8 protein-coding genes are annotated in these 12,710 nt (G+C 71.8%); 6 read left to right on the top strand and 2 right to left on the bottom strand.

The window, feature by feature from the left end:
* Positions 1-37: 37 nt before the first annotated feature.
* Together ACQP1V_RS28425 and ACQP1V_RS28420 are read right to left on the bottom strand one after the other, a co-directional pair.
* Positions 38-622, bottom strand: a complete 585-nt coding sequence (locus ACQP1V_RS28425; protein WP_433413126.1) for a histidine phosphatase family protein — start codon at positions 620-622, stop codon at positions 38-40.
* Entirely contained in the window at positions 619-2,055 is a 1,437-nt protein-coding gene (locus ACQP1V_RS28420; RefSeq protein WP_433425969.1) for an FGGY-family carbohydrate kinase, read from the bottom strand. The genes ACQP1V_RS28425 and ACQP1V_RS28420 overlap by 4 nt, the downstream gene beginning before the upstream one ends.
* Positions 2,056-2,242: 187 nt before the next feature.
* On the opposite strand from ACQP1V_RS28420, the gene ACQP1V_RS28415 reads away from it, so the two are divergent.
* The 6 genes from ACQP1V_RS28415 (at position 2,243) to ACQP1V_RS28390 (ending at position 12,419) form a co-directional block, all read left to right on the top strand.
* Entirely contained in the window at positions 2,243-4,843 is a 2,601-nt protein-coding gene (locus tag ACQP1V_RS28415) for a family 78 glycoside hydrolase catalytic domain (RefSeq protein ID WP_433413125.1), read from the top strand.
* Positions 4,840-6,144 (top strand): extracellular solute-binding protein, encoded by a 1,305-nt coding sequence (locus tag ACQP1V_RS28410; RefSeq protein ID WP_433413124.1) that lies wholly within the window; start codon positions 4,840-4,842, stop codon positions 6,142-6,144. The genes ACQP1V_RS28415 and ACQP1V_RS28410 overlap by 4 nt, the downstream gene beginning before the upstream one ends.
* 70 nt (positions 6,145-6,214) lie before the next feature.
* A complete protein-coding gene (locus ACQP1V_RS28405; protein ID WP_433413123.1) occupies positions 6,215-7,135 on the top strand; it encodes a carbohydrate ABC transporter permease in 921 nt (306 codons plus the stop codon).
* Entirely contained in the window at positions 7,132-7,947 is an 816-nt protein-coding gene (locus tag ACQP1V_RS28400) for a carbohydrate ABC transporter permease (RefSeq protein ID WP_387417793.1), read from the top strand. The genes ACQP1V_RS28405 and ACQP1V_RS28400 overlap by 4 nt, the downstream gene beginning before the upstream one ends.
* 46 nt (positions 7,948-7,993) lie before the next feature.
* The gene (locus ACQP1V_RS28395) at positions 7,994-11,719 is read left to right on the top strand and encodes a hypothetical protein (protein ID WP_433413122.1); all 3,726 of its coding nucleotides are present in this window, start codon (positions 7,994-7,996) and stop codon (positions 11,717-11,719) included.
* 307 nt (positions 11,720-12,026) lie between these two features.
* Complete coding sequence (locus ACQP1V_RS28390) at positions 12,027-12,419, top strand: integrase core domain-containing protein (protein WP_433413121.1); 393 nt, start codon at positions 12,027-12,029, stop codon at positions 12,417-12,419.
* The last annotated feature ends 291 nt before the right edge of the window (positions 12,420-12,710 follow it).

Below are 12,710 nucleotides of genomic sequence, written 5' to 3'. Positions count from 1 at the left end.
GCGAGCTCCAAGTCGTTGTTGATCGCGCATCGTAGCGCTATCGGATGGGGGAGTTGAAGCACCGGAGAGCCGGGCCGCCGGGGCCGAAGGCCAGCTCGGTCACCGTGCCGTGCTCGATGAGCGGCAGCCGCCTACGGTAGTCGGCCAGCGGGATGTCCAGGAGCCCGCACAGGGCCAGGCGCAGGATCGTGTTGTGCGCGACCACGAGGACCCGTCCCGCCGCGTCCAGCTCCCGCAGGCACCGGGTGACCCGCTCCACGGCGTCGACGGGGTCCTCCCCGCCGGGCAGGAAGTCCGTGACGGGGTCGGCCTCGAAGCGCCGCACGGCCTCAGGGTCCATCTCGGCGCGGCGGAGCCCTTCGGCGTCGCCGAAGTCCAGCTCACGCAGGCGGGGGTCGGTGCGCAATGGGAGCCCCGCCGCGCGGGCGGCGTCCGTGGCGGTGTCGCGGGCACGCAGCAGCGGTGAGGAGACCACGCCGGTCAGCTCGGCTCCCCGCGCCCAGTCCGCGAGCAGCCGCGCCTGTCCCCGCCCCACCTCGTCCAGGGGGATGTCGCTGACGCCCGCGTAGCGTCCCTGGACGCTCCACTCGGTACGGCCGTGCCGGGAGAGGAAGATCGTCATGACGTGACCGCCTTCGCTGCGAGTTCGGTGGTGAGGTAGTCCCGCTCGACGAGCGCGTCGACGAGCAGGCGGAAGCTCCGCTCGAACCGTGCCACGCGGTCCGGGCGGGGATCCAGCTGTTCGCCCCGGGACACCATCTCCCGGATGGTGTCGTCGAGCGAGCGCCCGGATGAGGCGGCGAGCACCGCCATGCCGACCGACGCCTCGGGGTGGCGGGGGATCCGGACCGGCATGCCCAGGACGTCGGCGCGGAGCTGGCACCAGTAGCGGCTGCGCGTGGCCCCGCCGACCAGCGCGAGGCTCTCGGAGACGGGGGCGCCGAGCAGCGCGAGGGAGGCCAGGCCCAGCCGTTCCCCGTACGCGACGCCCTGCAGCAGCGCCGCGTAGTGCTCGGCCTCCGACCCGGTCTCGCCTACCACGACCTGCTCGGCGTCCGGCCGGTAGAAGGGGAAGCGCTCACCTCGGGTGGTGAGCGGGTAGACGACGGCCCCCGCGGGTTCGTACCGGGCGGCGGCCTCGTCGAGGGCGGCAAGGTCACGGCCGGGGAACGCGGAGGCCAGCACGCCGGCGCCGACGTTGGACGCGCCGCCGGGCAGCCAGCCGCCGCCGGGGTGGCGGTGGCTGTAGACGGCGCCGGAGGGGTCGCGCAGGAGCTTGTCGCTCACCCCCTTGAGCACCAGCGTGGTGCCCAGCACGGACACGCCGCTGCCTGGCGTCAGCGCGCCGGCGGCGATCTGGCCCGCGCAGCCGTCGGTCATGCCCGCGACGATCCCGCATCCTTCGGGCAGCCCGGTGAGGGCGGCGGCCTCCGCCCCCACCTCGCCGATCGGGCTGCCCGGCCGCGCGACGGGGCCGAACAGGTCGGAGGGCAGGCCGAGCCGGGACATCACTTCCAGGGGCCAGCGCTCCCTGAGCGAGTCGTAGCCGGTCTTCAGCGCGTGGCTGAAGTCGGTCGCGGTCAGCTCGCCCGCCAGGCGGGCGGTCACCAGGTCGGCGGAGTGCAGCAGCCGTGCGCCGGCGGGCAGCCCGCCGTTCCCGGCGAGCCAGAGCAGTTTGGGCAGCGCCCACGAGGCCTGGATCCGCACGGCCAGGTCGTCCCAGAGTTCCTGTCCGGCGGCGGTCACCTGTTCCACGTAGGGGTGGCCCCGGTCGTCGTCATACATGAGGGCGGGCGAGACGGGCCTGGCCGCGGCGTCGGCGAGCACGATCGTGCCGGAGGTGCTGCACACCGCGAGCGCCCGGATCCGCCCGGGGGCGAGGCCCGCCGTGGCCTGCCGGCACGCCGTGACCGCAGCCCGCCACCAGTCTTCGGGGTCCTGCTCGTGCCCGCGTCCCGCACCGCGCAGGCTGCGCAGCGGGGCGGACCCCGTCGCCAGCGGCGTGCCCCGGCCGTCGACGACGGTCACCCGCACCCCTTGAGTGCCGATGTCCATCCCGGCCCACGCGGGATCACCTGTGAATCTCTCTGAAACCATGCGCCCTCTCACGCCCCGGCTTCGGCGGAATCCCGCATCGGCCACCCTTGACACTCGGATCTGGTGGCTCATAGTCTCCACCCATCAATCACAAAATCACATCATAAATCGTTAGATTTAACAAAGAGATAGCAGGGAGGTGTGCATGATCGGCAATGCGGCCCACCGTGCCCCCGCCCAGACCCCGGCCTCCCCCTCCGCGCCGGCCCGGCTGACGCCGTACGGCCTGCGCTGCGAGCACCGGGAGACGCCGCTCGGCGTCGGCGAGCCCCGCCCGCTGCTGTCGTGGCGGCTCGCGTCGGCGCGGGCGGGCGACGACCCGGTGGCCTACGAGCTGGAGGTGGGCGGCTGGTCCAGCGGCAGGATCGAGGACCCCGCCGCGATCGGCGCGGTTTACGGCGGGCCACCGCTCCTTCCCCGCACGAGGTACGGCTGGCGCGTCACCGTCTGGGCGGAGGACGGCGCCGAGGGCAGCGCGGAGTCGTGGTTCGAGACCGGCCAGGACGTCTGGCAGGCGTCCTGGATCGCGCACGACCCCGACGCCGTCGAGCACGTCGACCCGCCGACAGAGGGCGACCAGGCGCTCAGCCACCACGGCCTGCTGCCCTGTCCCCAACTGCGCACGAGCTTCGAGAGCGCGGCCGGGGTGACCCGGGCCAGGCTCCACATCAGCGCCAAGGGCCTGTACGAGGCCAGGGTCAACGGCCACCGGGTCGGCGACGCCGAGCTCGCCCCGGGCTGGACCGACTACCGCAGGCGGATCCAGTACCAGGTCCACGACGTGACCCCGTTCCTGCTCGACGGCGAGAACGTGCTGGCCGCGACGCTCGCCGACGGCTGGTGGAGCGGCTTCACGGGCTTCGACCCCCGTCGCCCCGGCTACCACTACGGCCGCTTCCCCGAGCTCATCGCCGAACTCCACCTGACGTTCGACGACGGTTCCACCCGGATCGTCGCCACCGGCGAGGGCTGGCGTACGGGCCACGGCAAGATCCGCTACGGCGACCTGCTCAAGGGCGAGTGCCACGACGCCCGCGCCGAGACCCCCGGCTGGGATCTGCCCGGGTTCGACGACTCCTCCTGGCGCCCCGCCGTGGTCACCGGGGACGACCACTCCCTCCTCGTCGCCTCCCGCGACGAGCCGGTGCGCGCCCTCGGCGAGCTGCTCCCGGTCTCGTCCGTCCTGGTCCGGCCGGGCGTGCACCTGGTGGACTTCGGGCAGAACATCGCGGGCCGGGTGCGGCTCGCCGTACGGGACCAGGAGCCGGGACGGCGGGTGACCGTGCGGCACGGCGAGACGCTCGACGGCGAGGACCGCCTGCACACCGCTAACCTGCGCACCGCCGACGCGACCGACGTGCTGATCACCGCGGGTGGAGCGGAGGAGGTGTTCGAGCCGCGGTTCACCTACCACGGATTCCGCTACGCAGAGGTGAGCGGGCTCGACCGGCTCGACGACATCCGGGCGGTCGTCCTGCACAGCGACACCCCGTGGACCGGCACGTTCGAGTGCTCGGACCCGGAGGTCAACCGGCTGTACGAGAACATCGGCTGGGGCCAGCGCGGCAACTTCGTCAGCGTCCCCACCGACTGCCCGCAGCGCGACGAGCGGCTGGGCTGGCTCGCGGACGCGCAGGTGTTCCTGCCCACGGCCTGCTTCAACGCCGATGTCTCCGCGTTTTTCAGTAAATGGATGCGGGACGTGGTGGACGCGCAGTCACCGGAGGGCGGTTTCTCCAACGTCGCCCCGCTGCTCACCGGAGTGGCCGACGAGGGCGCGCCGGGCTGGGCGGACGCGGGAGTACTGGTGCCCTGGCACCTCTACCGGGTGTACGGCGACGACAGGTTCCTCGACGTGGACTCCATGGCCCGGTGGGTGGACTTCGTCGCGCGGCACAACCCCGACCTGATCTGGCGGCACCGGACCGGCCCGCACTTCGCCGACTGGCTGGCCCCCGGCCCCGCCACCCCGCGTGAGGTGCTGGCCACGGCGTTCTTCCACCGCAGCGCGGCACTCGCCGCGGAGGCCGCCCGGGTACGCGGCCGGCACGGCGAGACGGAGCGCCTGGGGGCGCTGGCCGCCCGCATCCGTGAGGCGTTCGCCGCGGCGTTCGTCGGCGACGGCGGCCTGGTCGAGGGCGACACCCAGACCGGCTATCTCCTGGCGCTCGCGTTCGGCCTGCTCACCCCCGAACAGGGGCGCGGCGCCGCCGCCCGGCTGGCCATGCTGGTCGAGGAGTCGGGTCCGCAGACCGGGTTCCTCGGCGTCAACCTGCTCTGCCCGGTGCTGTCCGCGTACGGCCGCGCCGACCTCGCCCACACCCTGCTCCGCCGTACCGACCCGCCGTCGTGGCTCTACCAGGTGCGGCACGGCGCGACCACCGTCTGGGAGCGCTGGGACGGGGTCGGGGCGGCCTCGATGAACTCCTTCAACCACTACGCGTTCGGGTCGATCGGCGAGTGGCTCTACAGCGGCGTCGCGGGGATCGACCAGGCGCCCGGCTCCGTCGCCTTCCGCGAAGTGGTGATCTGCCCCCTCCCCGGCGACCTGAGCTGGGCCTCCGCCTCCCACGAGTCGGCACGCGGTCTCATCTCGGTGAGCTGGCGGAACGATGAGGAGGGCTTCCGCCTTCAGACGCGCATCCCGCCCGGCGCCACGGCGACGGTGCACCTGCCCGGCGGTGACACCCGCCAGGTGACCTCGGGGGACCACATTTTCGAGCTAGTCCGAGGAGAGAAACCATGACCGACCTTCGCGACGCCAGGATGAGCCGCGCCCGGTTCTTCCGCATGATGGGTGGTCTGGCGGCGGCAGCCGCGGCGGCCGGGTGTTCCACCAAGCCGCAGACGGGCGGCGTCACCGGCGCGACCGGCGCCGCGGCGCTCGACCTGAAGTTCGTGGGCGTCGCCGACCAGAAGACGCCGATGGACGAGCTGGTCGCCGCCTACAAGCAGGCCAGAGCCGGTGTGTCGATCACGACCTCGTACGCCCCGACCGACCAGGTGCAGACCTCGCTGCGCACCCAGCTCGGCGCGGGCAACGCCCCCGACCTGCACGTCGTCTACCCGGGCAGCGGCAGCGCGATGTCGATGACCCAGATCGCCGGGGCCGGACTGCTCGCCGACCTGTCCGCCCAGGCGTGGACGAAGACGATCCCCACCGGCTTCAAGCCGGCCTTCCAGCTCGACGGCAAGACCCTCATGTACTCGGCGGGCTCGTCGGTCATCGGCGCGATCTACAACAAGAAGGTCTTCCAGGAGGCGGGCATCGACGCCCCGCCCACCACGTGGACCGAGTTCCTCGGGGTCTGCGAGAAGCTGAAGAGGGCGGGCAAGATCCCGATCGCGGTGGGCGCGCAGACCCCGTGGGTCACCCAGCTCATCACCTACGCGCTCGTGCCCTCCACGGTCTACGCCAAGGACCCCACCTTCGACGACAAGCAGGCCGCAGGGCAGGCGAGCTTCGCCCAGTCCGGCTGGCGCGACGCCATGGAGATGTACCTGGAGCTGCAGAAGCGCGGCTACTTCAACGACAAGCCCAACGGCACCACCTTCGAGCAGCAGACCTCGATGGTCGCGACCGGCAAGGCCGCGATGGCGATCCAGGTGTCGGCGGTGCTGCCGTCCTTCCGTGACGCCGCCGCAAGCCCCGACGACCTGTCGATGTTCCCGCTGCCCGGCGCCGACGACGCCGCCTCGGTGTGGATCCCCGCGGGGGTCGTCGTGGGGCTCGGCGCGAGCGCCAAGGGCAGGAACGCCGAGGAGGCCAAGGCCTTCATCGACTTCCTCGGCAGGCAGGAGAACATCAACCGTTGGGCCAAGGCGATCGCCGCGATCCCGCTGACCCAGGACGCGAGCTCCACGATCGACCCGGCCGTGGAGTCGTTCCTGCCCTTCACCAAGGACCGGGCGGTGCCGTTCATGGACCAGCGCTGGCCCAACGCGGAGGTGCAGCCGACCCACTTCGCGGTCATCCAGGACCTGCTCGCCGGGAAGAGCAAGATCGACGAAGCCCTGAGGAAGATGGACGAGGCGTACGCCAAGTGAACGGCCCGCACCCCCTGACAGGCCCGGACCGCGCCGGACGGCATGCCGCCCCGGACGGGCGGGAGGTCTCGTGACCCTGGCGACCCGGCCGGTCGACGCGCCACCCGCCGTGCGGACGCGGCGGGTCAGGCCCCTGGCCGGTCTCTCCCCCTCCTGGCTGTTCGCCGTCCCCGCCCTGCTGGTCTACGCGGCGGTCGTGCTCTACCCGAGCGTCGTCGGCGTGTTCTACGCCTTCACCGACTGGAGCGGTGTCGGCAAGGACATGTCCTTCGTCGGGCTGTCGAACTTCCAGACGATCCTCGGTGACGAGCAGGTCATGGGCTCCCTCGGGAACACGCTCCTGCTGACCGTGGCGATCCTGGTCGTGCAGAACGGCGTGGGGCTGTTGCTAGCGCTCGGCGTGCACGCCCGGCTGAAGAGCCGCGCGCTGCTGCGGGTGGTCTTCTTCGCCCCCGTCGTGGTCAGCCCGGTCATGGTCGCCTTCCTGTGGAAGTATGTCTACACCCCGGACCCCTCCACGGGCCTGAACGGCCTGCTCGGCCTGGAGGTCGACTGGCTGGGTGACCCGTCGGTCGCGCTGTGGTCGATCGCGGGCATGGTCGTGTGGCAGTACGCCGGCTACTCGATGGTCATCTTCCTGGCCGGGCTGGAGGGCGTCCCGAAGGAGTTGCACGAGGCCGCGATGATCGACGGGGCGGGCACGCTCCAGCGGTTCCGCTACGTCACCTGGCCGCTGCTCGCCCCGGCCCTGACGATCAACCTGATGCTGTCCACGATCGGCGGGCTGAAGCTGTTCGACCAGGTGTTCGCGGCGACCAACGGTGGCCCCGGCTACGCCACCGAGACCCTGTCGACCGTCCTGTACAAGCAGGCGTTCGTCTACGGCAAGTTCGGCTACAGCACGGCGATCGCACTCGTGCTCGCCCTGTTCGTGGCGGCGGTCTCGCTCGTCCAGATCTACTACCTGCGCTCCCGGGAGGTGGCCCAGTGAGGTCGAGGACCTTCCTGCTGGAGATCGTCATGATCGCGGTGGCGGTCGCGTTCCTCTTCCCGGTCTACGCGCTGGTCACCCTGGCGCTGAAGGACCCCGGGCAGATCGCGCAGACCCCCCTCTCGCCGCCGAACCCGCCCACCACGGCCAACTTCGCCGAGGCGTGGTCGGCGGCGGCGCTCGGCCCGTCGCTGATCAACAGCACGGTGATCACGGTGGTCAGCCTGATCGCGCTGATCGGGCTCGGCTCGTTCGCCGCCTACTTCCTGGCCCGGACCGCGACCCGCCTCGGCTACGCGCTGTACGTCCTGTTCCTGCTCGGCATCGTGCTGCCGTTCCAGCTCGGCATGATCCCGCTGTACGGACTGGTCAACGACCTGGGCCTGATCGGCACGCATACCGGGATGATCGTGTTCTACACCGGCATCCAGCTACCGTTCACGGTCTTCCTCTACACCGGCTTCATCCGGGCGCTCCCCCGGGAGTACGCGAGCGCCGCCCAGATCGACGGCGCCTCGCACCTCACCGCCTTCACCAGGGTCGTCTTCCCGCTGCTGCGGCCGATCACCGGTACCGTGCTGATCCTCAACGCGGTCTTCATCTGGAACGACTTCTTCACGCCGCTGCTCTACCTCGGCGGGTCCGGCTTCGAGACGGTCCCGGTGAGCATCTTCGCCTTCGTCGGCCAGTACGTCTCCGACTACGGCCTGGTCTTCGCCGGACTGGTGCTGGCCGCGCTGCCGATCGTGGCGGTCTTCCTGGTGCTGCAGAAGTACGTGATCAAGGGCTTCTCCAGCGGTCTCAAAGGCTGACGCCCGTCTCCGGCGGGAGGCCGGGGTCTTCCACCGGAGGTATTCGATGAACGTGTTCGACGCGCTGCGGAGCCCGCCCCGCAGCCATTCACCCGCGGCGATCTGGTGGTGGAGCGGCGAGCCGCTGCGCAGGGAACGGCTGCGCTGGCAGATGGAGCGCCTCGTCGCGGGCGGCGTGCACAACCTGGTCATCCTGAACCTGGCCCCGTCGGGACCGTTGTTCGGCGCCGACGCCGACGACCCTCCGTTCCTGTCGGAGGCGTGGTGGGACCTGCTGGACGGAGTCTGCGAGGACGCCCTGCGTGTCGGCGCGCGCCTGTGGTTCTACGACCAGCTGGGCTTCTCCGGCGCCGACCTACAGGCCCGCCTCGTGCAGGAGAACCCGGCCTTCGCCGGGCAGTGGCTGGCCGCCGACGGCTCGGTGTCGCTCCGCGGGTTTGACTACCTGTCCCGTACGGCGTGCGAGGTGCTGCTCGACCGGGTGCACGGCGAGTTCGCGCGGCGGCTGGGCCACCGGTTCGGCAGCGTGATCGCCGGCTCGTTCCAGGACGAGCTGCCGTCGATGCCCACGTGGTCGGCGACGTTCAGCGAGGAGTTCCTCGCCAGGCGCGGCTACCCGTTCTCCCGGGACGGAGGCCCCTCCGTCTGGCGCGACTACCAGCGGACCAGGGCCGAGCTCGCCGAGGAGGCGTTCTTCCGGCCGCTGGCAGAGTGGCACGCCGAGCACGGTCTGCTCAATGGCTGCGACCAGCAGGACCCGGCCCGCGCGGGACACCCGGTGGAGGGCGTCGAGCTGTACGCCGACTACACGCGCACGCACCGCTGGTTCAGCGCGCCCGGCTCCGACCACCACGGGGACGCACGGGTGCACTCCTCCCTCGCCCACCTGTACGGCCGGCCCCGCACGTGGATCGAGGCGTTCCACTCCAGCGGCTGGGGCGGAACGCTGGAGGAGACGTTCGACTGGCTGCTGCCCTGGCTGCGGGCGGGGGCCAACCTCTACAACCCGCACGCGGTCTACTACACGACGAGGGCCGGCTGGTGGGAGTGGGCGCCGCCGTCGACCGACTGGCGCCAGCCGTACTGGCGGCACCACCGCGTCTTCGCCGACGCGGTCACCCGTCTGTGCGCGGTCCTCTCCCTGGGCCGCCACCTCTGCGACGTCGCGGTCCTGTTCCCCACGGCCACCGCCCAGGCGGGCACCGCACCCCCCGGGACGGCCCACGGCTCCGGCGAGGACGGCGGGGACGCGGCGAGGTCCGGAACCGGCGACCGGGACGCGGCGGCGCGGGCGCAGCGGGTCTACCGGGAGCTCGTGGGCGACATGGCCTGGTTCCAGACCGTGCCGGGCGCGCTCGACCGGCTCTGCCTCGACGCCGACGTGATCGACGAGGAGTCCGTCCAGCGCGCGGTGGTCTCGGACGGAAGGCTCAAGGTGTCCACCGAGTCGTACGGGGTCGTCATCCTCCCGGCGACGACCGTCCTGGACGAGGTGACCGCTGAGCGGCTGGACGGGTTCGTGACGGACGGCGGCCTGCTGGTCGCCGTCGGGGCACTCCCGGACTCCCCGCGACTCCGCCGCCACTTCGAGAGGACCGCTGGAGGGGAGGCCGCCGAAGCCGGGGAAGGCTCGGTCGGCGGCTCCGCGAGGGGCTCCGGGGCGGGTCCCGGAAGAGGCGCGGCTCGATCCGTCGCGTCGGCCGCGGATCTCGCAGAGGGGCTGGCGGGATACGTCCCCCAGGTCGAGGCTCCCGTCCCACCACTGGCGCGCGAGGTGGACGGCACGACCGTGGTCTTCCTGACCGCGGCTTTCCCAAGGGCGAGCGAGATCGGTGTCGGCAGGCCGGAGGAGCGCGGCGTCGAGCTGGGCTGGCTGGACGCGACCTGCGACTTCGACTCCGGCCGCTACCGGCGGGAGATGCGGGTCCGGATCCGTGACGTCACGGGGACGCCCCTGCTGGCAAGCCCCTTCAGCGGCGAGCTCCGCCCTCTGCCATACACGCGCGACGACGGCGTCGTCGAGGTGACCGTCCCCTTCGAGGACGGTCCCGCCGCCCTGCTCCTGTTCCCCGGCCAGGGGACGGCCCCCGAGGCGGCGGAACCGGCGGCGGCCCCGGAGGCACGGCTGCCGGAACCGGCCGCCGGGTCACGCGCGCCGTACACGCATGAGATCGACCTCGGCGACGAGTGGGACATGGAGCTCGTGCCGACGCTGGACGACACCTGGGGGGACTTCGGCACCTCCGCGACGACGGTCGAGCGGTGGACGCTGGAGACTCCGGACGGCGAACCCGTCCACGCGACGTTCGGCCCGCACGGCCTGTGCCGGACCGGAGACGGCGACTGGCGTCCCGCGATTTGGTCGACCTCGCGCGGCCTGCACAAGGACCCGATCCACCGTGACACGCTCGGCCCGAAGGGACACGTCCCGGAGGAGTTCCTCGACTTCGGCCCCGTTCCAGCGGGCCGGGCCGCCTGGTTCCGCACGAGCGTCACCGTGCCCGGCACCCCGGAGGCCAGGCTGGTCGTCGGGGCGGCGGCGGCGAAGCAGGTCCGGGTGGACGGTACGGAGCTGCCGCTCGACGACTCCGGATACCTCGCCGTCGGCCTGAGCCCGCTTGAGCCCGGTGAGCACCTGCTGGAACTCCGGCTGATCCCCGACGAGGACCTCACGCTACGGGCGCACGTGTCCTTCACGGCGGATCCCGAGACCGCGCGCAGGCCCGAGTGGATCGTCGGTCCCGTGCTGGAGACGGTCGTGGAGGGCGGAGAGAGCGGCGAGGGCGTTGTCCAGATCGCCTCCGCCGCCCCCTGCATGGTCCTGGTGAACGGAATCGAGGCCGGGAGGCAGGGCGGGTTCGACCCGTACGCCGAGGCGGACATCCCGCGCGTGCGCCGCTACGACGTGTCGCACCTGCTCCGTCCCGGTCCCAACACCGTCCGCGTGGAGTCGGACGGGGCGGTGCTGGCCGACGGCCTGGTGGTCTCCGGCCCCGGCTGGACGAGCGGACCCGGCGTGCGGCGGCGCCAGCACGGCGACCCCGCCGCGCTCCACTTGCGCGCCCGCCCGCATCCCCTCCCCGAGGCGGGTTGGATCGACTCCCGCACCACCGCCCTGCCCGCGATCTTCGCGGTGCCCGGCGTGACGGGACGGGTCGAGCGGTTCCAGGTGGACGTCCCGCCCGGCGCGACGCTGATGGAGGCCGACGTCCACGGCCCGGTCCGGGTGCTCGTCGACGGCGTGGAGTCCAGCCTGCCCGCCGTCCTCGACGGCTCGGCCCGCCGGGCCGAGCTTATGGTCACCACCCGCCCCGGCCTCCAGGGCGGGGCGGCCCTGGCCGGACCGGTCAGGTTCGCCTGCGGCCCCGGACGGATCAAGCTGGGCGACTGGGAGACGCAGGGGCTGGCCGGATACAGCGGCGGCGTCCGCTACCGCACCGCCGTCCGGCTCCCCGCCTCCGCGGCGCCCACGGAACCCGGCCCCGCCGGGCTCGCGGGGGGACGCAGGCGGGCGGAGCTCGATCTGGGACGGGTGCGCGGCACGGCGGAGGTCACCGTGAACGGGCGGTCGGCCGGGGTGCGCGTCTGCTGGCCGTACGTCTTCGACCTGGACCTGGACGAAGGAGAGAACACGGTCGAGATCCTCGTGCTCGGCACCCTCGCCCCCTACCTCGACGAGGTCAGTCCCACCCACTTCGTCTTCCCCGGCCAGCGGGTCACGGGCCTGTTCGGGCCCGTGGTCCTCAGAAGTCGTTCACCAGCGGGCCTGTGAGATGTGATCGAGCGTGGCCCTGGCCTCAGACCCATCAGCCGCTGCTGAGCACGGACCGAGCCGACCGAAGGCGAGCAGCAGCCGAACCCCCGGATGTCCAACCGAGGGTCAGGGCCAACTTCGTTTGACTTGCAACCAGTACTACGGCGACCCTAGGTCCCATCTCTTTTCGACCTCCAACTTGGCGACCCGCCTACGCAACCGCGCAAGTTCTTCTCGCTCGCTGCGGGCCAGCCCCACTCCGGCGTCGGGCTCGGTCTCTTCAGTCTCGCGAACCCATACGCGCAGGGTCTCGGAACCTGTCAATTTGATCGAGCTGGGGGACAGGGCGGAGGGGTTCAGGCTCCTCATTCGCGATCGGGATACGAAGTTCACCGCGATGTTCGACGAAGTCTTCACGGCCGAGGGCATCCGCATCCGCAAGACACCACCTCGCGCTCCGCGGGCCAACGCTTTCGCCGAACGCTGGATCGGTGGCGTGCGCCGAGAACTCCTCGATCGGATCCTCATCGTCAACGCCCGCCACTTACGACGCGTGCTGGCCATCTACGAGACCCACTTCAACGAGCATCGCCCACATCGCTCCCTGGGCCAAGCCGCTCCGCTACGAGCCCTTCCCGACCCGGTCGAGGACGATATCAAGGTCATCCGACGTGACCGCCTCGGCGGGCTGATCCACGAATACGCGCAGGTCGCATAAGGTGGCCGAGTTCTTGGCATCCACACGGTAACGGACCGGCGGGCAGCTACTCGGTCGACACGGGCGGGTCCTGTGCGGTGGCAGCTCGTTCGCGTCGCCGCTCACCGCGTACGTGGTGGTGCGCGGCGACGGTGGGCAGTGGTCGCCGCGCGTGCCGATCGCCTGGCGGTCCTGCGGACTGGTGTGATCAGGGTGTAGGCCATCGAGCGTGATCAGCGAATACGGGTATGCGGCCATGGGCGGTCTCTCCTTCTGGCGGGCTGCCCAGCCGCCCTGATCCCCGCAGGTCGC

This window comes from Microtetraspora malaysiensis, assembly GCF_050947145.1.
GTDB classification, from domain to species: Bacteria; Actinomycetota; Actinomycetes; order Streptosporangiales; family Streptosporangiaceae; genus Microtetraspora_A; species Microtetraspora_A malaysiensis.
This window is presented reverse-complemented; position numbering and strand designations above follow the sequence as displayed.

Excerpts from the sequence above, each read along its gene's own strand:
- ACQP1V_RS28415 (WP_433413125.1), top strand. The coding sequence starts at position 2,243 with ATGATCGGCAATGCGGCCCACCGTGCCCCCGCCCAGACCCCGGCCTCC.
- ACQP1V_RS28410 (WP_433413124.1), top strand. The coding sequence starts at position 4,840 with ATGACCGACCTTCGCGACGCCAGGATGAGCCGCGCCCGGTTCTTCCGC.
- ACQP1V_RS28420 (WP_433425969.1), bottom strand. The coding sequence starts at position 2,055 with ATGGACATCGGCACTCAAGGGGTGCGGGTGACCGTCGTCGACGGCCGG.
- ACQP1V_RS28425 (WP_433413126.1), bottom strand. The coding sequence starts at position 622 with ATGACGATCTTCCTCTCCCGGCACGGCCGTACCGAGTGGAGCGTCCAG.
- ACQP1V_RS28395 (WP_433413122.1), top strand. The coding sequence starts at position 7,994 with ATGAACGTGTTCGACGCGCTGCGGAGCCCGCCCCGCAGCCATTCACCC.